This is a genomic window from Providencia sp. wls1922 (assembly GCF_009706505.1).
GTDB classification, from domain to species: domain Bacteria; phylum Pseudomonadota; class Gammaproteobacteria; order Enterobacterales; family Enterobacteriaceae; genus Providencia; species Providencia lanzhouensis.
In genome coordinates this window covers 1-23,529 of record NZ_WLUG01000047.1, presented here as the reverse complement: position 1 = coordinate 23,529, position 23,529 = coordinate 1, and the positions used below count along the sequence as shown (strand labels likewise).

The following is a 23,529-nucleotide window of genomic DNA, read 5'->3' as shown; positions in this document are numbered from 1 at the left end:
GCGATTGATTAATGCCTAAGTTTTTTATAGATAGACCAATTTTTGCGTGGGTAATTGCGATTATCACCATGCTTGCGGGTCTGCTGGCAATTATCAAGTTACCTGTCGCTCAGTATCCGACGATTGCACCGCCGGCTGTTTCCATTTCAGCTAACTACCCAGAGGCGGATGCGTCAACGGTACAAAATACGGTGACCCAAGTTATCGAACAGAATATGAACGGTATCGATAACTTGGTGTATATGTCATCAACCAGTGATTCATCAGGTTCAGCAAGTATTACGCTGACTTTTGAAGCGGGTACTGATGGCGATATCGCCCAAGTACAGGTACAGAATAAGCTGCAATTGGCTATGCCACTTTTACCTCAAGAAGTACAGCAACAAGGTATTAGTGTGGATAAGTCAACCAGCTCATTCTTAATGGTTGCAGGCTTTATTTCTAAAGACGGTTCAATGGGTCAATACGACATTGCCGACTACGTAGGTTCGAATATTAAAGACCCTCTTAGTCGTGTTAATGGTGTTGGTGAAACCCAGCTGTTTGGTACCCAATATGCAATGCGTATTTGGTTAAAACCAGAGCAACTTGTTAAGTACAACATGGCAACTTCGGATGTCATTAATGCGATTCGTGTACAGAACAACCAAGTTGCAGCCGGTCAATTAGGGGGAACTCCTCCTGTTGGCAGCCAGCGTTTGAACGTATCAATTATTGCTCAAACTCGCTTAAGCAACGTTGAAGAGTTTTCTAACATCTTATTACGCGTGAACCAAGATGGTTCTCAAGTTCGTTTGAAAGATGTCGCTACTGTTCAATTAGGTGCGGAAAACTACAGTACAATTGCTCGTTTTAACGGCATGCCAGCTGCGGGTATTGGTATTAAACTCGCAACGGGCGCAAACGCACTGGATACGGCAAATAACGTCCGTGCAGCATTAGCTGATATGGAACCGTTCTTCCCTGAAGGACTAGAAGTTGTTTACCCGTACGATACAACGCCATTCGTTAAGATTTCAATTAACGAAGTAGTTAAAACGCTGGTCGAAGCAATTATGTTGGTTGTTGTGGTTATGTATCTGTTCTTGCAGAACATCCGTGCAACATTGATCCCAACAATCGCGGTACCAGTGGTGCTGTTAGGTACCTTTGCTATCTTGTCAGCCTTTGGCTACTCGATAAACACCTTAACCATGTTCGCGATGGTACTTGCCATCGGTCTTCTCGTGGATGACGCCATCGTTGTGGTTGAAAACGTTGAGCGTGTAATGCAAGAAGAAGGTCTGCCACCAAAAGAGGCGACCAAAAAATCCATGGGGCAAATTCAAGGTGCTCTGGTCGGTATTGCAATGGTGCTGTCTGCGGTATTTATCCCAATGGCCTTCTTCGGCGGGTCTACAGGGGCAATTTACCGTCAGTTCTCTATCACCATCGTTTCATCGATGCTGCTATCAGTATTAGTTGCGATGATCCTGACCCCTGCACTGTGTGCAACCATGTTGAAGCCAATTGAAAAAGGCAGCCATGGTTCCACAAAAGGGTTCTTTGGATGGTTTAACCGCGTATTTGAAAAGCAAGCTCACCATTACACAGACAGCGTAAGCCGTATGTTGAATGGTACAGGTCGTTACCTTGTGATCTACGTTTTACTGGTAGTGGGTATGGCATTTATGTTCGTTCGTCTACCATCATCATTCTTACCAGCAGAAGACCAAGGGGTGTTCTTATCCATGGTGCAGTTACCACCAGGATCAACTCAAGAGCAAACCGAGGTCATCTTGGATGAAGTGAGTAATTACTTCAGAGTAGATGAAGGTAAAAACGTTGAGTCTGTATTTACTGTTGGTGGCTTTAGCTTTGCAGGTGCAGGGCAAAACATGGGTCTTGCGTTCGTCGTTCTGAAAAACTGGGATGAGCGTAAAGGTGACGAAAACCATGTGGATGCGATTGTTGCACGTGCAAACGCAGCACTATCCAAAAAACAAGGCGCCTTCATTTATGCCTTTAACTTACCAGCAATCGTCGAATTAGGAACATCAAACGGTTTTGACTTTGAGTTGGTAGATAAAGCAGGTTTAGGTCATGAAAAACTGATGGAAGCACGTAATCAGTTACTTGGACTAGCCGCTCAGCACCCTGAAATTTTGCAAGGCGTACGCCCGAATGGTCAAGATGATACCTCACAGTATCGAATCTACATTGACCAGCAAAAAGCACAGGCGCAAGGCGTTGCGATCAGCGATATCAACGCAACTCTCAGCTCCGTGTTTGGTGGATCGTACGTCAATGACTTTATCGACCGTGGTCGTGTGAAGAAAGTTTACGTACAAGGTGACGCGGAAAGCCGTATGTTGCCGTCAGATATCAGCAACCTGTATGTTCGTAATAACCAAGGAAAAATGGTGCCATTCTCGGCATTCTTAGATACATCTAAAGATCCTTGGAAATACGGTTCACCACGTTTAGAACGTTATAACGGTGTTCCAGCGATGAACATTCAAGGTCAAGCAACAGAAGGTCAAAGTACCGGTGCTGCAATGTTGATGATGGAAAAACTGACCACCGAAAACCTACCTGCGGGTATCGGTTATGAGTGGACAGGTATGTCGTATCAAGAGCGTTTGTCTGGTAACCAGGCACCTGCCCTGTATGCGATTTCCCTGATTGTTGTATTCCTGTGTCTAGCTGCACTGTATGAAAGCTGGTCTGTACCGTTCTCGGTTATGTTAGTGGTTCCACTTGGGGTTATCGGTGCGTTACTCTTCACCTCAGTCCGAGGCTTAGATAACGACGTTTACTTCAAAGTAGGTCTGTTAACCACCATTGGGTTATCGGCGAAGAACGCAATCTTGATTGTTGAATTCGCCAAAGACTTGATGGAGAAAGAAGGTAAAGGATTGATTGAAGCAACATTAGATGCAGTTAAAATGCGTCTAAGACCAATCCTGATGACATCACTGGCATTTATGCTGGGTGTTATCCCTCTGGTATTCAGTAATGGTGCAGGTTCTGCAGCACAGAACTCCGTCGGTACAGGCGTACTAGGTGGTATGTTCGCAGCAACATCATTGGCTATCTTCTTCGTTCCGGTATTCTTTGTGGTGATCCGTCGCCGCTTTGCAAAGGCACCAGAACACGTTGATAACAATCAGCCACCAGCAGCTCATTAATCGCTAGTGCGTTAAAAAAGCCCCCTTAATTGGGGGCTTTTTATTTATATGACTGCCATCAATAGCATTTAGTGTGTTTTATATTGAATCATATCTATAGAAGAAATCTCTGGGCCTCGCGTATTCATCTGTACATTATCATATTGTAAATAACTAAAATCTTTGTTTAATGTTATTTGGCTACAACTTTCAGCTAAAAAAGCCAGCTCTTCATTACATCGTGGCTTCTCTTCAAAATAGCTTAATAAATACATGGCACCACGATGATCGGTAACCGCTTCTGCAAGTTCACTGATATTTAAAATGCCATCATCAAAATGAATCATTAAATGTCGGCTATTTGATGAATTATCTCCATAAATATTATGCAAAATTAGTGAAGTCTGATTAATGGAGTCCGTAAAAATTAAATCATTATTCAGTCGATTAACAAAAATTGCATTGTTCTTCGCATTGATTGGTATAGCAAGATAATCCATTTGCTTATCTTGTGATTGATTATCAATAACAATAGTCTCATGGTTTTGCCAATCTTCTATTTTCAAGTGATAAACATCTTTACCTTCCCCACCACTCAATATTAATGTCTTAACCGTATTTAACTGTCTTGGTGCAAGAACATCATCATTATTTGTTCCTTTAATAATAAAGGATGAGCCTAATGGTTCACTTTTTGATAATGGATGAAAAATAATTTGGCGTTCTCGAGAAGATAACATTAACCCCCCATTTATTTTCTGAACATGTTCAAGAGAGACATCTGGATATAATTCAATATATTCTGGTAAATGTTCCGAAGGCTTTAAAGATTTATCATCATCAAACATAGTCGCTAGCAGCACACTAGAGATTGCCTTTTGTTGATATAATTTTTTGGCTTGTGTATCAAAAATAATTCCACTGTCATTATGTAAGTCAAAACCCAAAAACTGTAATGTATTTTCAGATGGTAAAGACTCACTAATAATCACTTTGCCTTTGAAATACCACGCTGATAAAGATTGTTTTCCATCTTTTACTTTTAAACCAAACAGTGTGATTGGATGAGGCTCATCAATAAAACCGCTTAAATTTTCCCAATTAAAGGATTCATTTTCAAACCAGTTTTTATTTATTGCAACAGTATCTGCACTACCATTAACATTAAGTTGTTTCACCACTCCGCTTTTTTGGATAACTAATAAATTACCATGCCAATCAAAAACTGTTTCTATTTCATTAAAGCTTAATCGCTTAGCGGTTGGATTCTTAAGATCAATATCCTTTTGCCCTAGCCCTTCTTGACGAAAAATTGTATCTGACTCTTTGCTATAAAAGAAAAAGACCTCGCCTCCATTATCATCAAATAGACTACCTACCAATGTGAGATCGGTTGGCGGTTTCCAGTTCCAAGTATCCGTGAGCGGATCAAATTTTTCAAAGCATGCCCCCACTATTTTTATTAATGTAGGCTCTGTATTTGCCACCCTAAATCGCTCTTCAACACCTAACAATATCCATTTGTTTGTAAAACCAGCATAAGTAGGATCTAATACATCCTTGAAAGGTTCACCATTTGCAAGCCTACGATTCATATAAGCTAATTCGTCAGGGTTAGTAGAAAACCAGTGCATTGTTTGAGATATGTTATCAATTTCCTTTTGATCATGATCATCTGGTCTGGCTAAATTAGGTTTTATTAATACGCCGTCACGAGTACGTAGCCAATAAACAGACTGGAAACCTAAATAGTTTGTATTTTTTATCATCACAGTTGGAGCGAGGTTTGGCGAAGGGGCTGTTATTAATGATGTTATTTGTGATGCATTTTTATCCTCCTTACTCGCTCTAATATAGTTATCATTAACTAAATAATCATGATTTAAAAAATATTTTTTCTGCTGTGGTGACATTACTGGATTTATTTTGGCTAATTTTTCCATTAAAATAAAGTCATTTGAAATATTCGCCAATTTCAATTTATTATCCACTAAATAATAAACGACATTCACTTCACTACGTCTATTTCTATTTTTTAACTCAACAATAATCACATTGTTTTTTATCGATATATTTTCAACGCTTGAGTTATTACCTAAAATATCAAAAAAATCAAATCTCCCATATAACTCGCCATTATTAGCGTTAGTTGACCAGATTATATTCTCAGCTTTAGAATAAAAATATGCCGTGTCATCAATAATCGTAATCAACATTGCAGATTGGTTTTCTTTATTAGATGAGTTGGTATGTAGCATGCGCTGGTTAGCGACATCATAAAATGCCCTGCCAACATTCATTCCGTTAACTTGATAATTATCGATAATGACATATTGTTTATGTAACTGATTTTTATTATCTAAATCATCAAGATAGGATTTAATACTGCTTTTTTCCGAATCCCACAGCTTACCATTCAGACGAACGATATCTATAGTTTTATTATTAAAATCAACTTCTCTGATCTCATTCTGACTATTTATAATCTGAAATTTATTGGACTTAGCCGTACCATCAATATAAATAACTGTATTGCCAATTTTAATATCATTATCATTAATTTTAATTGGCAGATCTTTATTACCATCAATATAACTAGTATCAATAATCCACGTAGACTGGCTAGTCGTAAGAGGAGATTGTTTCAGTCTTAAAGAAGCGCCTTGATTTATTGTAATCTGATATTCCCCTCCGCTCCCTGTAATTGCATGCTCTATATAGCCATGCCAAGATTCTGGAAGCATAGGAACAATTAAATGTTTATTTTTAAAATCTAAAAAAACTGAAATAGGCGTGAAAACATACTCAGGTCTTAATTCTGATATAGCAGATTCTAGAGCACAATAAAAATAGTCAAAATAAAACTGATAATCCTCCTCTATTTTTCTAAGAACCGAAAAACCATAGTCGTTACGACTTGTAACACCCAAAAAAGAGGAATACTTGTAACTTAAATAGCATTCTGGTATTACAGGTAATACCAGAATATTCGATTGAAAGGGATTAAATTCCACCTCATTTTGCGAAACACCAACTACTTCTCTAATATTGATCGCTTCATCTTTATTGATATCAGCTCGTGGACGTGATTGAAAATCGTGTAAAACACTATGTCCAAAAATCCATGTTCTTTTTTCACCTCGATAAATATAGTGACTACCTAGCGTAAAGCTCCCATCAAGAAAGTTAATTTCCTTAATAACAATGCCTTCTGTTGGAATTAATAATTTTTTCTCCTCATCATAACTAATAGCTGCATTCTGATAGTGATCTTTATATTGAGCAAAAATAATCCCAACTTCTAGCGTTTCTTGTGCATGACGCTCATTAATTTTGACTAATTCAGTGATACCAATTCCAAGACCCGTTAAAGGCACAGCTAATGGCATAGCGACACCAGCAGCAGTTTCAGCTCCCAATAGCGAAGCCCCATACCCCATAACGCTTGTCGCCAGCGCTGCAGAATCAAATGCCAACTGAGTCCCAATAATAGTTTTCTGAGGTTCATTTTCTGCATTTGCAAGTTCATAAATATCAAACCCGACCATTACCCCTTGAAAAACCGTACCAACCCCTTCATTTGCTGTTCGTAAAATTGATGATGAAAAGCTATTCATTTCTGTTTTTACAACCTCACCCCCCTCTTTCCAAAGTGCCCCCGCTAAACGCACAACCCGTGATACATCATTTAGCGCCCCATGAGCCATCATTGTATAACTCACATATGCATGGATTTTCAAAGCACTTTCTAAGTTAGAAGGATTACCCGAAGCAACCGACTGACGATTGCGATTTGCTGACCATTCAATCAATGCCTTAATACCAATGGCTGAATTAAGCCCATCCACATGTTCAGTACCAGAAAGACACTCTTCATGTTGTAACTCTAAATCATTAAATGTGTAATGATCACTAAAATAACGCATTGATTCATAAGAATATTGTTTAAATTCAAAAAACGTTTTGTCATAGGTTTCAATCCAACGGGAAGATTCTTCGTTGTCTTTATGAACAAACTGAATTTGATACCGCCCATCCTCTAATTTATCCGTGCTAGCAAAAACAGGTAGCCAGTGTTCATCTAATTGATGCTCTTGCGTGATTTTATCAAGTGATGATTCTAAGCGGCCTCCCCATTGCTCCGCTTTTAAAATACTCAAAGACGATTTTATTTGCCTATCTTTTGCCAATAACCTTTGATGTTCAATAAAGTTTATTGTTTCTTGGCGCCTCGGAATAACCTCAGATAACTCAGAGGAAGACACTAAATCTTCGACTTTTAACCCTGAGCCAACATCTACGTTTGCCATTTGCTCTACATCAATCGATACGAGATCAAAAACAGGCACAGACTCTTCCATTAACACATCGTATTGATATACCATTTTTTCTTTGATCAAAAAGTTATTTAATGAATTAAATAATTTTTTAGGGTTATCAAAAACGTAAAGACCAAAATTTGGATCATAAAAATAGTAATGAGTTTTACCATTATAATTTTTTTTCCCTATTAGCATTGAATGGCTTCGGGTATTTAAGGCATACATCTGAGTCCCATTAGATTCAATGAATAGTTTTTTTATCTCCTTTAAATTAAGTAGACCAATTGAAGAGGAAGCTCCTACAGCTTGCGTATTAAAATGTAAGTTTTGCAGTGATGATCTCAATAAAACTGAGTTTCTATCTTCCGGTGATGCAGCTGCAGTAAATAGCTTATTGAAAAGTTCATCAGAACCATAAGTACCATCATGTAGCGCTAATGCAACAGACATGGATCTAACGAGAGGATAGCAGCGCCCTCCTTCATCATCCCCCATTAATTGTAAATAGAAATCTTGAGGAGCAAGGCGCTGATAAATGCTTCCTCCATCCTGAAATAGGGTATTTGTTTTTAATGTGAAATTTAAAACATTTTCTATGTATTCAGACTCTTCCTTTATTTTAATATATTGAGATAGAGCACCACGCTCATTAGCATTTAACCCACCCTTAATATAAAGCTCTCGCATTTCTGATGAAGACATTTTATCATCGAAACCGCGGATACTTTCTTTTTCATATTGTTGAATCCCATTATTAAAATCACTATTATTTTTCCATATATCATTACTTAATAGGACATTATATTTTTTTCTATCTCTGGTGTTTTCAGATTGAACACCTGATTTAATAGTCGCTTGATTTACGTTAATCACAGTATCTTCACCATGATTGTTTTTTATTTGCAACCATAGCCAACTACGTTCTACAGATAAACTTTCAGATAGAATAGAGTTATACTTTTGCTTATAATATTCTTTCAACCTCTGATTAAATTCAATGATTTTATTTAATTCATCTATTCTAACTTTATCTTCATAAGTGATTTCTGTTTGATTTAACTCGGTTCTTTTATTTTGTAAGCTACTAAGTTCCTTTTTTGCATCCTCTATTTTTACATCTATTTTTTCTCTCTCAATATTGAGATGTTTTTTTATTTCATTTCGAAGATTTACCCAAGGAAGAATCGCAGGATGTTGTGATGAAAAGTCACCGCCCTCATAAACACCATCTTCAATATGCCCCGTATCAATATTAAAATCCCGAGCAAGATTCACTAATTCTTGGTGAGTATCACTACGGTATCGATTAAATTTCTCTAGATTTGATTGAGATAATTCTTCATCTGGATATAACTGACTTATTGTTTCACCTTGTGTTCGTCGTTGTGGTGTGGGAATGCCATTAATAACCTCATATTGCTGACGCTGTAAAATTAACTCCCATTGACCTTCATTAAACCGCATATAAACCATTGCCAAACCTTCATCTGTCCCGGCAACTTGGTAATCAATAAAATCAAATGCCATGACCACATTGTCATATAATATCGAGCTATTAACTCTTCCATCATGGTACACACGATACGTCGTATCATTATGTTTTGTAACGATAACTGAGCATCCCGTTAAAGACCCAGTAAAGAGAAAGCTTTCTTCCGCTGCCTGTATAGGTATATCAACATAAGCCGGTTTTGTACTTGATTGATTAGCGCCGTTATACCCTAAAAAGTAAGCATTAACGATTAGCTCTGGGCTAAGATTTGAAGCACTGGAGATGGGTTCAATGGTGTAAGTATTTGGTGATTTCTGAGTCAATTTCACAAAACCTTGTGAGGGGAGTTTCCCCGCTCTTGTCATGCTATCAGCACTAATTGTATTGGTATTAGAGAACGATATCGCATTCTCCTTAAATAGCTTAATATCTTGACTTGCAGAAGTTTCTTGAGCTGATCTATTCCACCAAAAAGGTGATCGTAACGCCAAATCACGTAATGCCTGAGATATGATTCTAGGGTTAATGTTATTTTTTTTAGAATAAAAAGCAGATGAACAATGAAAATCAATTTTCATTTCTATAACTCCATTTATTTAATAAAAAATGTAATAATTAAAAAATTATTCTAATTTTAATTATTGCACAATAGTTTTAAATAAATAACAAAATCCATCTGTGAAATTAAATTTAAGATCAAATATAAAACCATACCAATTCATTTTCATTAAAAATAGAGGTATTAAATAGCATTGGTGTTTTTAATAGCTCTCTCTTATTTTTTGATAACGTCAGAATAGAAAATTAGCGTTATAGTCATCTGCGTTAAGGACATTTAATAGCAAGGAACTTATAACAGATGATTCACACAATAATGCTAACGAACCCCTTTCTGCTCAGTTGGAACATTCTTTCAACAATAGTCATTGAGCATAATTTTTTCTTGAGTAATGAGAATCATGGTCAGCGGAGTTTGACCATTCAAATCGCCAAGATGATGTGGGCGAAAATACCCAAAATGGAGAACCACTTTCCAAAACAACGAGTCATAAAGCTAGTTAATTCAAGTTCATCTAGCCAATCTTCATTATCCTCATCTTTTCAATTAGCAAAACCTGTCTTGTTTGCTAATCGCTTCAGTCATCAAAACACCCCTTTTATCACTTCTTCGAAACAACACAACTTCAATCCATCAAACACTCTATTCACTCCCCTTCATGACGGTATTTTGAGTGCAGCTCGTTATATGAAAATCGAGACTTTTCATCAACAAGCACACCATCTTGTGACAGACAAGGACGTCACGATTTTCGGTAATATCCGCCCTCTTGAAAGCCATCAAACATTATGCAAAGCATGTCTTCTTTGCCCGCAAAATATAATTGATATTAAAGGATTCACTCAAACTAGAAATTCCTTACTACGTGGAAATAGTGAGATTTCAATATTCAGAACAGGAGACTTTCAGCTAGGGAAGAATCAATAGATGCATGTCATATCAACAGCATCAGAAAATAAAAACGGCCTCATTCTCTGAGGCCGTACTATTATTACGTTGCTATTTACGGTATTGCGCTTTATTAACAACGTCTATTTTGTTGAATTTTCCGGGGGCTATTACAGCCAGAAGAACCAAGCAAATAAAGAGATGACAATGATACATGCCACGTTCAATACAGCACCTACACGTACCATTTCAATTTGTCGAATATAACCCGAACCAAATACAATCGCATTCGGTGGTGTCGCGACAGGTAACATAAAGGCACAAGATGCACCGATACCGATAATCATGGTTAACGCCATAACAGGCATACCTAATGCTTCCGCAACCGTTGCAAAGATTGGAACCAACAGCGCCGCACTGGCTGTATTACTGGTAAATTCCGTCAGGATGATAATAAAAGTCGTCACCGCAAGAATGATTACAAACCAATGACTTTCACCAAATGTCATTTGCATCCAATCTGCCATGATTTTACTTGCACCAGATGAGCTTAAAATCGCGCTCAGTGTCAAGCCACCACCAAACAGCATCAATACGCCCCACTCGGTATTTTTCTGGATTTGTGACCAACTCGCCACCCCCGTAATACCGATTAATACTGCCGCGCTCAATGCAATGATGGTATCTAAATCTTTCACACCACCAAGAGCATCACTAATAAATGTACTAGTGATCCAGCAAACAACTGCCAATAAGAAGATACTCATCGCAGTAATACGCTTGCCATTCCATTCAACTTTTTCTAATTCAATTTCAAAACGGTGTTTTAAGTTTGGACGCAGCATCATATACATCAAAACAAACATCATTGGCAGTAAAACTACCATGATTGGAATACCGTATTTCATCCATGATAGGAAATCTAAGCCAAGAGCAGAAGCTGCAATTGCGTTCGGTGGGCTACCTACGATGGTTCCTAAGCCACCAATACTGGCACTATAAGCCACACCCAATAATACGAATACAAACGTATTGCGCTCATGGCGAACATCAAGGTTAGAAAGAATACCTAAAACCAGTGGTAACATCATTGCGGCAGTTGCCGTATTACTGATCCACATCGATAACCCTGCGGTCACCCCGAACAGCAAAATCACTGCAACAGATAAGCGTCCACGTGCTGCCATCAGCAGGCGGTTAGCAATCAGGCGGTCAAGACCTTGAATATGCAATGCAGTTGCTAGTGCAAATCCACCAAAGAATAAGAAGATAATTGGGTTTGCGAATGCTTTTAAAGCATCCCCTGTTCCCATTAATCCGAGACCTACTGCCAATAATGGGATACAAAGTGCGGTAATGGTCACGTGAATAGCCTCTGTCAGCCAAAGCACACCGACAAAAACCATTAAGGCCAGCCCAGCGTTTGCTTTGTCATCAAAAGGCAAATATTTCAACAGTAAAATCAGTAATACAACATCAACAGCTAAAATTATCCAACCACGCTTATTAGAAGGGGTTGGAGGAACTGCTGGTGTCAAAGATTCAGAAGCATCCATGTTTACTCCATAGCTCGGAAGCAATTTAAGTTTTCAAGTAATTTTTGTTAATCATTTTTTACAGGAGGTAAAATATAGAGTTAATTTAATGAGATGGAAATGTAGATAACCTAAAACTGCGATCTGAGCCGCGCAATTTATTTGCTTTATAGCTAAAATCTTAAAAATCTCGCTAGCGATTCACAAAAATCGCAATTTAATTACCGAAAACAAGGTATAGGCAAGCATAACTCACTACTTTCCCTTCTATAAATTATTCCCTTTAAAAACATATAACAATTTGATAGTTCAGATAAATCGTCCTATATTCATTTTGTGAACTGTAAGCCAGCTAATTGTGTAACTTAGACTGGCTTACATTTTTCTTTGTTATCTTAGGAAGGGGAATTTAACAGGCTATAATATAGTCTCTTTTGAGGCAGCTGCTCAGTCTGCATTCCTGATACCCCTAAAGATTCTTTTTGTTCAAGACTGGATGTGTACCCTGACAATAGTGATATATCCACGTCACTCTCTATATCACTGTAGTTTGGTATGCTAATGTTTGTTTCTACCAAGTCGTCAGTCATTATGAGCAGATGTTGACTCATAAATTCCTCAAGAGGAATACTATTTGGCTGGTTAATAAAACGTAATTGCAAATGTTGATGAGACGCTTTCTGATCCCCAAAAACCTGACGTAAAACCAGTACAGTATTTTGGCTAACATCCGTAATCAATAAATCATCCCCATGTTGATTCACGAGTAGCTCATCTATGTTTTCAATGGGTAATATCAATGTATCCAACTTTAAGTCATGTGAATTATTATCAATGATAATTCCATGATAGTGCTGCCAAACTTCTTGTGAAATCCAGTAAGTGTCCTCACCCTCACCTGCGCTTAATACGATATTTTTGACATTCTTAATGGTCGATGGAGACAATACATCATTCTCTCTTCCACCACGTATGACTAGCGAAGAGCCTATATGCATTCCATTATTTTCTAGTATATCGATATAGATAATCTCACCGCTCACCGCTGAAAGTAATAGCCCGTGACCAATCTGTTTAATATTTGAAAATTGCAAATTGGGATAAATATCCTCAGCAGAAGGTAGATCCTCATGCTTTAAAAGTGTTGAGCCTTGCGCAAACGCCAACCGTAATTGGCGTTCACTCACCACAGGCTGCCTATACAATTTTTTTGTCGTAGAATCGAAAAGTAAAGCACTTGATTTCTGTTCATCAAAACCCAAAAATTTAATCTCATTTTTCAGTGATAATTCGTGTGCTATCACAATTTCACCATTAACAAACCAACCGGGAAAGGAGTCTTGACCTGTCGAATCCTGTAATCCAATTAACATAATAGGCTGACAGCAGTAGTAATCACCTAATGCTTTCCACCATTCCGCTCGTTGATTAAACCAAGTTTCATTGATTGCAACCACATGGAATTTCCCTTCTGCATCAATTCGGCTGACAATTCCATCCGCATCAGACATAAAAATTTTCCCCTGTAAGAACACCACATTTTGTAAACTAAAAGGGGTATTTAAGAACCATGCGGTCGGTTTAATCACATTAAGTACATCTTGTCCTGGCCCTTCTTGGCGATAAACTTCCTTATTCTTCTTGCTATAAAAATAGAAAATCTCAGTACCTTGTTTATCGAACAAACTACCAACTAATGTGAGGTCAGATGGAATAGGCCAATGACTTTGGTGTAATCGAATATTTGTCGGTGTTTCTCCATAGCCTAAAGAAGGGGATAAATTAGGTTTGATAAGTAAACCATCCGTTTTTCTCAACCAATAGCGGTGCAATGCTTGATTACCATCGACGCCTGAGATAGTAACTGTTTGACCTAAAATCGCATCCATATGTTGTACTTGTTGACCATGTAATTTATAGGTACTGCTAAGCATATAACTCTGTAGAAATGAGTGAGGGGATTGTGATGAAGATTGAGTCGGCGTTTCTGCAAGACGCATTAATAATCTTGAATCTGCATTTAAACCCAATAATTCGACTTGATTTTCCTTAAGCTGAAAATTGGCAACTTCATAAGTATCAGAATAACGGCACGAAAAATAAATATGTCCATCACCTTTCCATAATTGTAGTATTTCAAAATTCCGATTATTTTTATTTTCTAATTGGTATTCAGCATTAATCACACCTGTAGCAATATCAACTTCCCATATCTTTTTCTGTTCCGGCAAGTAAAAATAAGCGTTTTGACCAACAGTTGTGCTAAAAACTGCATTTTGTTTATTTTCATTCGTACTACTAATAAAAATATAGCGCTGAGAACTGACTTCATAGAACGCCCGCCCAACATTTTCATTATTATATTGATGATTTTCTATCACAACATATTGCCCATGATTTTGATTCTGTTCAGCGTAATGTTGTAAATGTTGAGTTAAACCTTGTGGCCCCTCTTTCCATTTTTTTTCATCTTCACTAAGGATACTCATTTGTTGTGATGAGAAAGTAACTTTTTGTATTTCATTATTTTTATCAATAAATAGTATCATTCCTTGAATACTACTGGAATCGACATCAATAATGATTCCATCTACTATCAACTGACCATTTTTTATCTCAACATAATTACTTCCTAACTGACTAATATCAATAATCCACTTAGAATGTTGATTATTAGATGAATCATCAGTTAGCTTAATTTTAACACCTTTATTCAACGTTAATTTATATGTACCGCCATAGCCTTGTATATGATACTCAATCTTTCCATACCATTCCGATGCTAATTGAGGTATAACTAAATTACGGTCCTTTTTATCAAGAACAATATTTATAGATGTATCTACATATTCATGAAAAATTTGGGTAATCGTATTTTCACTTGGGAATATGTAAAAGTCATAATCAAAGTTATCTTTTTTCTCTAAACGCCTAATAACATTAAAGCCACTATCATTACGCGATGTACAACCGGGCCATAAGTTATAACTGTATTTTATATAAGACTTAGGTATAACTGGAAGGATTATTGTGTCCACATGTTGAAAATCAATATCACGCTCTTTGTTTTCATAACCAATTCCTTGACGAATATTTATGGCTTTAGATTTATCCAATAGCATCGAGGGAAAATTACCAGCCCAAAAGATATAATTTTTCCGTCCACCTCCTGCTGAATTCGGTTTTGTACGATATATATACTGACTATCAAATTCAATTTTACTATCTCTAAGAGAGATAGTACTAAATACCGCACCAAATTTTGGAATGAGCATATTTTTATCTGAAATATAATCAAAACCATTACCTTTATAAGCTTCATCTAGTGTGTAAAAATAGCGTCCAACTGCCTTTGCATCCTCACCAATGATTGCAAAATTACGTGCTAATCCAACAAATCCGATACCTAACCCTGCCACAAGAACACTAGCGCTCCCTAAAGCACTTGCGGCCCCTGTACATCCAGCAATACCTAATCCTATTCCTCCAGAGCCTGCTGCAAAACTAGCAGAGTCAAAAGCAAGTTGAGTGCCAAATATAATACGTTCAGGATCATTTTCCGCATTTGATAATTCATAAGCATCAAAACCAACTAAGGCCCCACTAAAAATAACTGTCATTCCTTCATTCGCTGTTTTTGTCATTGATGAAAAGAAAAAATTCATTCCTTTCCCTGCTATTTCATTTTCTTGAGCTAGCTCTAATTTAACAATATCATTGATTTTTACTATGTCATTCATTGCACCATGTGCCATCATTGAGTAATTAACATAGCTATGAATTTTTAATGCTAAATATAAATTTGATGATATTTTTCCTTTTGATACATTATTATGATTCTTTTCTTCTGCCCATTGAATTATTGATTGGATTGCAATACCTGCATTTAATCCATCAAATGATGAAGAACTTGCTTCACCAAACTTTTCACGTAGATGGTTTTCTTCAAATGTATAATATTGTCTGAAGATTCCCATTTGCTCTAAGGAATGGCGCTGAAATCGCATAAAAACACTATCTTTAGTTTCAACCCAACAAGTTAACTTTGAGTCCTTAATATTAACGAACTGAATTTTGTAATTTTCATTACCCAATGACTCTACTGACGAAAATAATGGTATCCAGTTTTCATCCAATTTATTTTCTGTTGTTAATATTGTTAGAGATTGATCGATATTTTCAGCCCATTGCTCCGCATCTAAAATCACTAAAGATGTTTTCAATTGAGTGTCATGGATAATTTCATTTTGTTGATGGAATAAATCCTCGATTTCCTTTTCTCTTAATGACTTTATTGATAATTCTTCAGATGAAACTAAGTCATTTACAGTCAAATGATTACCGATAGGAACATCTTTCATACGACCGACATCAATAAAGACTAACTCAAATGCAGGATTATTATTACGCTCAAAAGCGCTATAATAACTTGCCATTTTCTTATCAATAAAAAAAATCTTTAAGGCTGCAAATAATCGTTTACTATTTTTGAAGGAAAATAAACCAAAATTAGGATCGTAAAAATAATATGTACTTTTCCCATTTTCTACAACCTTCCCAACTAGCATCGAATGGCTTTTACTGTTCATTGCAAACATTTTTGTTTCTTCATTGATATCTAGTAATGTCTGTATTTTCTTCAATTCCATCACGCCATGAGAAAAGGAGGATTCAACCGCACTAACATTGGAATGAAGATTTTTGAGTGACGATTGTAATAATAGCGCATCCTTACTTTCAGGCGCTGCCGCTGCCATATATAGCTTATCAATAAATCTATCAGCACCTGTATGTCCATTAAGAGCTAATGCTACAGACATCGTTCTCACTAAAGGGTAACAGCGACCACCTGAATCACTTCTTATTAATGATAAATAAAAATCTTGTGGTATTAACCGATTTGTTTTACTGCCTAAAGAAGAAAATAACTCACTAATCTTCCCTGTTTGATTTAAAACCTTTGAAATATATTCAGAATAACTTACATCTTGAATTTGGCGATATAGTGCACCTCTTTCTTTTGCTGTATATTCTCCAGTAACATACAATTTCTTTAATTTATTTGAATTCATTGATACATCAAAACCAGGAATGTTAATCTCTTTATAATTTTCAATACCTAGGTTAAATTCATTTTTAAATCGTAGGTTTCGAGTTAACTTATGTGAATAAATTAAATTTTCATAGCGTTCATTAATAGTAAGGTGGTATTCGGAGCTGGCATTTACTTCTATATTTTCATCATGATCAATTGTTTGAATAACAGCATCTGTCCCATGTTTTTCTTTAGTACTGATCCATATCCAACTCCGTTCCACCTCTCGTAAAGCATAAAGTAAATTCCCGTATTTTCTTTTATTCAATGAAACAATCGTTTTATTCGTTTTAATAAGGCTTTCTAGATACTGTCTTTTATTGCTATCGGTTGTATTGGAAAGTTAAAATTCTAAGAATTTACATTTTTCATTTAGCTTATTATTTTGGATATCTAATTTTAATTTTATACACTCACCTATATCCAACCAAGTGTTTACTGATGCACTTTGCTCTAATGGCTCTTGCAACATATCTTCACTTTCAGGTATATCACTAAATATAATATTTAGATTACTAGCCAAATCTTTCAGTTCTTGATGTATCTTATTTCTATAAATATAAAAATCATGCATTCTTTGCTTTCTTGAGTAATCTCCAGGCTTTTGCCTTATAACCATATTACTTTCTGGATTTAATGAACTATCGTTTCTTTGCGGCTGAAAAATAAGGCTCCACTCTCCATCATTATAATGCATAAATACGCTAGCTTTAGTAATATTATGTTCTTTAATATTGTAATCTCGCTCATCAATAGCCATCACGACATTATCATATAATAAAGATGCATCACTTCGATTATCCCTATATACTCGATATGTTTCACTATTCAATTCTGTAACAATAATAGAACCACCACGCAATTGCCCTGTAAATAAAAATTGTATTTCCGAATTTTTTTTAGGGATATCAATATATTCAACTTGTTGACTATCTTTACTTCTCATTTTTGATTCTAAAAAATAGCAATCAATAGAATTAAAGTCATCATTTCTATAACTATCATCTACATACTCAATAAAATAACCGTGACCAATCTTTTTATTAAAAATAACTTTGCCTTCCGATGGTAACTGTAAAATTGTATTCAATTCTTTCGCATTCAATATATACTGCTGAGAAAAATTTATAGGATCCTGTTTAAAAATATTAATATCTTTACTGGGTAATACCTCTACCCCATGATTGCTGCCAGCTAAACTAATATCATGACTAGCCTCGCGAACGGATTGAGAGATCAATGCTGGATTTTCAACTGAATAACCATAGATACTTAGCTGATGGTCAAGACACTCCTCTACAGGCGTCCCTGTTAATAATGACTCGGACACAGCTTTAGCCATTATCTCTGCTCTTACTTCTCCATGGCTGCTCGATTGATTTTTCAAGGTTTCAGAATAAGAGATTCCCTTATCAATACGGTGCATCCCTATAGGTACATGTTCAACAAATGCATCTTCAGGTAATAGTTCCTTTAATTCATTCGCAATCTCAATTGCATCTTGTAAATTTGCATTGGGAAAATAAATAACAGCTTGATCTGTTAAGTTACCTAATTTTTTAGGTCCCATAATCTTTGACTGCATAATTTTATTATGAGGATCTCGTTCATACAAATAGACTAGTGCTTCAGCTAATGAAAAGTAATGCTCTTTTTTCACATTAATTGTTAATCGTGACATTAACATCGAATTATTTTTATATCGCCCATTGAAGTCCTTGGGTAAAAGACGATAAGCATCACCATCTAAGAGATCACTATCCGATAAGTGACTAAAATAGTCTTCATTTTTTCCTTGAATTCTAATTTCAATATTTGAATTATTTTCAGCTAATAATTTAAACTTATCCAAATATTCTTTTTGCTCTTCACTAGTTAAGCTGCTTGCATCTATAGGCTTATTTGAACTGTATTTTTTATATATAAAATTTGAAAGATTTGATTCTATTATTTTTAGTTTTTTAACTGAAGATGAACTCCAAGATCCATTATTTTTATATTCTGTCTTTATCTCCATCACTAATTTCTTAATAGCCGTATTACTATTGGCATATTGATAAAGATGTTTTGTTTCAGTTAACAATGAATTACGACTATTTGTCGGCATAATTATATCCCTATTTAGTATTCATATTAGTTAATACAACAATCCTATTAGATTGTTATCCTATTACTAACACAAACTTTCAAAATGACTAAATAGAGTTAATCTGTATTATTTATAGATTTTAAATACTTTCAAAAGCATTTTTTTTAAATAAAAAAAAGGGACGATTTCTCGTCCCTTTTCTCAATTTAATCTAAGCGAATATAAATTACGCTTGACCTTTAACTTCTTTCAGGCCGTTGAATGGTGCGCTGTTACCCAGAGCTTCTTCGATACGGATCAGTTGGTTATACTTAGCAACACGGTCAGAACGGCTCATAGAACCGGTTTTGATTTGACCTGCAGCAGTACCAACCGCTAAATCAGCAATAGTTGCGTCTTCAGTTTCACCTGAACGGTGAGAGATAACGGCAGTATAGCCAGCATCTTTCGCCATTTTAATCGCAGCTAATGTTTCAGTCAGAGAACCAATTTGGTTGAATTTGATCAGGATTGAGTTAGCGATGCCTTTCTCGATACCTTCTTTTAAGATCTTAGTGTTAGTTACGAATAAATCGTCACCAACTAATTGGATTTTGTCACCAAGAACTTTAGTTTGGTATGCGAAACCATCCCAGTCAGATTCGTTTAAACCATCTTCGATAGAAACGATTGGGTATTGTTTAGTCAGTTCTTCTAAGTAATGAGTGAACTCTTGTGAAGTGAAGGTTTTACCTTCGCCTTTCAGTTCATAGTTGCCAGTTTCTTTGTTGTAGAACTCAGAAGCTGCGCAGTCCATCGCCAGAGTCACATCTTTACCCAGAACATAACCCGCTTGCTCAACCGCTTCTTTAATAGCAGCCAGTGCAGCAGCGTTAGATTCTAAGTTAGGTGCATAACCACCTTCATCACCAACAGCCGTATTCATACCTTTAGATTTCAGTACTTTTGCTAAGTGATGGAAAATTTCAGAACCCATACGTACCGCTTCTTTCAGAGTCGGTGCGCCAACAGGTTGGATCATGAATTCTTGGATATCAACGTTGTTATCTGCGTGCTCACCACCATTGATGATGTTCATCATTGGCAGAGGCATAGAGTATTGACCGTGAGTACCATTCAGATCAGAAATATGCTCATACAGAGGCATACCTTTTGCCGCAGCTGCTGCTTTTGCGTTTGCTAAAGAAACTGCCAGAATTGCGTTTGCACCGAATTTAGATTTGTTTTCAGTACCATCTAAGTCAATCATGATTTTATCGATATTTGCTTGATCTTTAGCATCTTTACCGATAACTGCTTGAGCGATTGGACCGTTAACAGCGGCAACAGCTTTCAGAACACCTTTACCCAGAAAACGTGATTTATCACCATCACGCAGTTCCAGTGCTTCACGAGAACCTGTAGATGCGCCTGATGGAGCCGCAGCTAAACCAACAAAACCACCTTCTAAATGTACTTCAGCTTCAACAGTTGGGTTACCACGAGAATCAATGATTTCACGACCGATCACTTTAACAATTTTGGACATTAGGTTTTCCTCAGTACAAGTTAAATTTCGGGAAGTTGGCGAAAATTGCCGACTTCCCCGTATCTTATTTCAACTCACCTTTCTGGTACTTACCAGCGGCTTTAACAAAACCTGCAAACAACGGATGACCATCTCTTGGGGTCGAAGTGAATTCAGGGTGGAACTGGCAAGCCACAAACCATGGGTGGTTTGGATTTTCAATGATTTCAACCAGTTTATTATCCACGGAACGACCTGCAATGTTCAGACCCGCATCTTCGATACGTTTCAACAGCAGATTATTCACTTCGTAACGGTGACGGTGACGTTCAACAATTGTTTCTGCGCCATACATACCGCGCACTAAACTGCCATCGGTTAAATGACATTGCTGACCACCAACACGCATTGTACCGCCAAGGTCGCTCTCTTCAGAACGCACTTCAACGTTACCATCTTCATCACGCCATTCAGTAATCAGCGCAACAACTGGGAATTTGCAATCTGCATCAAACTCAGTGGAGTTCGCGTCTTTCATATTCGCAACATTACGTGCAAATTCAATGAGAGCGACTTGCATTCCCAGACAAATACCTAAATAAGGAATTTTATTCTCACGGGCATATTGTGCCGTCAGAATTTTGCCTTCAATACCACGAGAACCAAAACCGCCAGGAACTAAAATCGCATCCAGACCTTTGAGTAACTCAACGCCACGGGTTTCGATATCTTGAGAATCAATCAGCTTAATATTCACTGTTAAGCGATTTTTCAGACCCGCATGTTTCAGTGCTTCGATAACTGATTTGTATGCATCTGGTAATTCTACATATTTACCCACCATACCAATGGTAACTTCACCTGCTGGATTGGCTTCTTCGTAAATAACTTGTTCCCACTCAGATAAATCAGCTTCTTTGCAGTCAAGACGGAAGCGATTACAGATGTATTCATCTAAACCTTGCGCCTTCAGCATGCCAGGGATTTTATAGATTGAATCTGCGTCTTTCAGAGAGATAACCGCTTTTTCTGGAACATTACAGAATAGGGCAATCTTCGCGCGCTCATTCGCAGGAATGACTCGATCTGAACGACAGATCAGCACATCTGGCTGAATACCAATTGACAGTAACTCTTTCACAGAGTGCTGTGTTGGTTTTGTTTTCACTTCGCCCGCAGCCGCTAAGTATGGCACTAAGGTTAAGTGCATATACAGTGTGCGCTCACGGCCCACTTCTGCAGCCATTTGACGAATAGCTTCTAGGAATGGTAGAGACTCGATATCACCGACTGTACCGCCGATTTCGACTAATACGACGTCATGACCTTCACCACCACGGATGATGCGATCTTTGATTTCATTAGTGATATGAGGAATAACTTGGATGGTCGCGCCTAAGTAGTCGCCACGACGCTCTTTGCGCAGGACTTCAGAATAAACACGTCCAGTCGTAAAGTTGTTGCGACGTGTCATTTTGGTACGAATAAAACGCTCATAATGACCTAAATCCAAGTCAGTTTCAGCGCCGTCTTCTGTAACGAAAACTTCCCCGTGTTGGGTTGGGCTCATTGTGCCTGGATCTACGTTAATGTAGGGATCCAGTTTCATAATGGTCACATTGAGTCCACGGGCTTCGAGTATAGCCGCCAAGGAGGCTGCGGCAATGCCTTTACCCAGAGAGGATACGACCCCGCCGGTCACAAAAATATAATTAGTTTTCATGCTGAACCTGAACGTTTAGGTTTAAAAGATGATGGATATAACAGGACGGGAAAACAGTATACCCGAACCTTAAATCTCCTACAAATGTTCTAAGCGCAATAAGGCTAGTTTTCATTAATACCTTAAATAAATCAGCAAGTTAAAAATAAAAATATTTATCGTTTGATAAATAGTCACTTTCTAGGGTGCTATTCAACTGTTTTGCAAGATTAACACATTTTTGTGTAAATGCTAAATCCTTTCAGCTTAATCTATCACTGAAAAAACATCATTTTGCCGATTGTTTGATTTTGAATAACTATTTCAATCCGTGACTATCATTATCGACGAGCATTCTTTGCAAAATTTAGCTGTCTGAATTGGGTTATTCATTTAATTTGATAGACACCCACAATGCTTCCATCTCATCAAGTGTAGCAGTTTCTGTCGATTTGCCAGTTTTTGCTAATCGTCTTTCGATTTCACGAAAACGGCGTTCAAACTTACTGCACGCTTTTTGTAAGGCAAGCTCAGGTTTGTGCCCTAAATGGCGGGATAAATTCACTGTCGCAAACAGTAAATCACCAATTTCTTCTTCAAGATGCTGTTCATCCACTACTGCTTGAGTGGCTTCTTCCATCACTTCCGCTAGCTCTTCGGTGACTTTACCAGCCACAGGACCCAGTGTATCCCAATCAAAGCCTACTGAGGCACAACGTTTTTGAATTTTATAGGCTTTCATTAAGGCAGGAAGTGCATTCGGGATATCATCCAACACTGAGTATTGGTCTTTCTCTGCACGCTCTTTGGCTTTACGCTGCTCCCAACCTGCAATGGCTTCTTGGCTGCTGAGTTGGTTGTTTTCGTCGAAAATATGAGGATGGCGGCGTTCAAGTTTGTCGCTGACAGCTTGGCAAATATCATCAAAATCAAATAGATTTTGCTCTTGTGCCATTTGCGCGTAGAACACCACTTGAAAGAGAAGATCCCCCAACTCGCCTTTTAAGTCGGTAAAATCTTCCCGTTCAATGGCGTCTAGAACTTCATAGGTTTCTTCAAGGGTATAAGGGGCAATGGTTTTAAATGTCTGTTGCGTATCCCACGGACAGCCATTTTGCGGGTCTCGCAAACGCGCCATAATAGTGAGTAACCGTTCAATTTGTTTATTGCCCTGCTGCATATTTAACCCTT

The 23,529-nt window shown here is 37.3% G+C and carries 9 protein-coding genes; 2 read left to right on the top strand and 7 right to left on the bottom strand.

The features are described 5' to 3' along the window. The first annotated feature begins 11 nt into the window (after positions 1-11). The gene (locus GKR71_RS03375; protein ID WP_154633946.1) at positions 12-3,170 is read left to right on the top strand and encodes an efflux RND transporter permease subunit; all 3,159 of its coding nucleotides are present in this window, start codon (positions 12-14) and stop codon (positions 3,168-3,170) included. A 68-nt stretch (positions 3,171-3,238) separates the two neighbouring features. On the opposite strand, the gene GKR71_RS03370 is transcribed toward GKR71_RS03375, so the two are convergent. Further along, positions 3,239-9,541, bottom strand: coding sequence for a TcdA/TcdB pore-forming domain-containing protein (locus tag GKR71_RS03370; RefSeq protein ID WP_154633945.1), 6,303 nt, complete (start codon positions 9,539-9,541; stop codon positions 3,239-3,241). Positions 9,542-9,822: 281 nt separating this feature from the next. On the opposite strand from GKR71_RS03370, the gene GKR71_RS03365 reads away from it, so the two are divergent. After that, on the top strand, positions 9,823-10,449 hold the full coding sequence (locus GKR71_RS03365) for a hypothetical protein (protein ID WP_036952573.1): 627 nt from the start codon (positions 9,823-9,825) through the stop codon (positions 10,447-10,449). A gap of 131 nt (positions 10,450-10,580) precedes the next feature. Here the strand turns inward: GKR71_RS03365 and GKR71_RS03360 are convergent, their stop codons facing one another. The 6 genes from GKR71_RS03360 to mazG all read right to left on the bottom strand — a co-directional run bounded on the left by GKR71_RS03360 (position 10,581) and on the right by mazG (position 23,518). Beyond that, positions 10,581-11,966 (bottom strand): SLC13 family permease, encoded by a 1,386-nt coding sequence (locus GKR71_RS03360; RefSeq protein ID WP_036952575.1) that lies wholly within the window; start codon positions 11,964-11,966, stop codon positions 10,581-10,583. A gap of 374 nt (positions 11,967-12,340) precedes the next feature. Next, positions 12,341-17,308, bottom strand: a complete 4,968-nt coding sequence (locus GKR71_RS03355; protein ID WP_230085016.1) for a TcdA/TcdB pore-forming domain-containing protein — start codon at positions 17,306-17,308, stop codon at positions 12,341-12,343. 75 nt (positions 17,309-17,383) lie between these two features. Next, positions 17,384-19,147: a T3SS effector HopA1 family protein gene (locus GKR71_RS20010; RefSeq protein ID WP_230085015.1), complete on the bottom strand. Its 1,764-nt coding sequence runs from the start codon at positions 19,145-19,147 to the stop codon at positions 17,384-17,386. A 208-nt stretch (positions 19,148-19,355) separates the two neighbouring features. Then, complete coding sequence (gene eno / locus GKR71_RS03350; RefSeq protein WP_006659306.1) at positions 19,356-20,657, bottom strand: phosphopyruvate hydratase; 1,302 nt, start codon at positions 20,655-20,657, stop codon at positions 19,356-19,358. 64 nt (positions 20,658-20,721) lie between these two features. Beyond that, positions 20,722-22,359: a glutamine hydrolyzing CTP synthase gene (gene pyrG / locus GKR71_RS03345; protein WP_036952584.1), complete on the bottom strand. Its 1,638-nt coding sequence runs from the start codon at positions 22,357-22,359 to the stop codon at positions 20,722-20,724. A gap of 364 nt (positions 22,360-22,723) precedes the next feature. Beyond that, positions 22,724-23,518: a nucleoside triphosphate pyrophosphohydrolase gene (mazG, locus tag GKR71_RS03340; protein ID WP_154600103.1), complete on the bottom strand. Its 795-nt coding sequence runs from the start codon at positions 23,516-23,518 to the stop codon at positions 22,724-22,726. Between the last annotated feature and the right edge of the window lie 11 nt (positions 23,519-23,529).

What these genes read in the sequence shown, in the direction of transcription:
- GKR71_RS03375 (WP_154633946.1), top strand. Translation starts at nt 12, where the DNA reads ATGCCTAAGTTTTTTATAGATAGACCAATTTTTGCGTGGGTAATTGCG.
- GKR71_RS03370 (WP_154633945.1), bottom strand. Translation starts at nt 9,541, where the DNA reads ATGAAAATTGATTTTCATTGTTCATCTGCTTTTTATTCTAAAAAAAAT.
- GKR71_RS03365 (WP_036952573.1), top strand. Translation starts at nt 9,823, where the DNA reads ATGATTCACACAATAATGCTAACGAACCCCTTTCTGCTCAGTTGGAAC.
- GKR71_RS03360 (WP_036952575.1), bottom strand. Translation starts at nt 11,966, where the DNA reads ATGGATGCTTCTGAATCTTTGACACCAGCAGTTCCTCCAACCCCTTCT.
- GKR71_RS20010 (WP_230085015.1), bottom strand. Translation starts at nt 19,147, where the DNA reads ATGCCGACAAATAGTCGTAATTCATTGTTAACTGAAACAAAACATCTT.
- eno (WP_006659306.1), bottom strand. Translation starts at nt 20,657, where the DNA reads ATGTCCAAAATTGTTAAAGTGATCGGTCGTGAAATCATTGATTCTCGT.
- pyrG (WP_036952584.1), bottom strand. Translation starts at nt 22,359, where the DNA reads ATGAAAACTAATTATATTTTTGTGACCGGCGGGGTCGTATCCTCTCTG.
- mazG (WP_154600103.1), bottom strand. Translation starts at nt 23,518, where the DNA reads ATGCAGCAGGGCAATAAACAAATTGAACGGTTACTCACTATTATGGCG.